This is a genomic window from Vibrio profundi (assembly GCF_005281835.1).
Lineage (GTDB): Bacteria > Pseudomonadota > Gammaproteobacteria > Enterobacterales > Vibrionaceae > Vibrio > Vibrio profundi.
In genome coordinates this window covers 1-687 of sequence record NZ_RZIS01000024.1, presented here as the reverse complement: position 1 = coordinate 687, position 687 = coordinate 1, and the positions used below count along the sequence as shown (strand labels likewise).

Annotated in this window: 4 tRNA genes; all 4 read left to right on the top strand. The window is 44.4% G+C overall.

The annotated features are described in order from the left end of the window. The first annotated feature begins 121 nt into the window (after nt 1-121). A tRNA-Glu gene (locus ELZ11_RS23695) sits at nt 122-197 on the top strand. Between the two features lie 2 nt (nt 198-199). Beyond that, nucleotides 200-275: transfer RNA gene (locus tag ELZ11_RS23690), tRNA-Lys, on the top strand. Between the two features lie 25 nt (nt 276-300). After that, nucleotides 301-376: transfer RNA gene (locus ELZ11_RS23685), tRNA-Ala, on the top strand. Between the two features lie 29 nt (nt 377-405). Continuing rightward, nucleotides 406-481: transfer RNA gene (locus ELZ11_RS23680), tRNA-Val, on the top strand. The last annotated feature ends 206 nt before the right edge of the window (nt 482-687 follow it).

The following is a 687-nucleotide window of genomic DNA, read 5'->3' as shown; positions in this document are numbered from 1 at the left end:
CTAGGGGAACCTGGGGCTGGATCACCTCCTTATACGAAGATATTCACGATAAGTGTCCACACAGATTGATTAGGTTTAGAAAGTAAAAGAGACGAGGAACTCCCAAGTTCTTCAATCCAGTGTCCCGTTCGTCTAGAGGCCTAGGACACCGCCCTTTCACGGCGGTAACAGGGGTTCGACTCCCCTACGGGATACCATTGGGTCGTTAGCTCAGTTGGTAGAGCAGTTGACTTTTAATCAATTGGTCGCAGGTTCGAATCCTGCACGACCCACCATTTCCTCCCAAGGAAATAAAAATATGGGGCTATAGCTCAGCTGGGAGAGCGCCTGCCTTGCACGCAGGAGGTCTGCGGTTCGATCCCGCATAGCTCCACCATTCCTTCCACAAGGAATTAAAACTTTCGTGGGCGATTAGCTCAGTTGGGAGAGCACCTGCCTTACAAGCAGGGGGTCACTGGTTCGAGCCCGGTATCGCCCACCATCTTTAAGTGTTCTTATTTCTTTAAACAGAAAGTAGAATATTTAAAAATGGTTTCGAAAGCTTTATGTTTAGAAACTCTTGCTCTTTAACAATTTGGAAAGCTGACTGATTGATTACTTACGAGTAATTAATCAAATTTAAAAGTTCTCAATGTTTATCTTTAGATAAACACAACACAAACACATTCAAGTGTCTTGTATATTCAA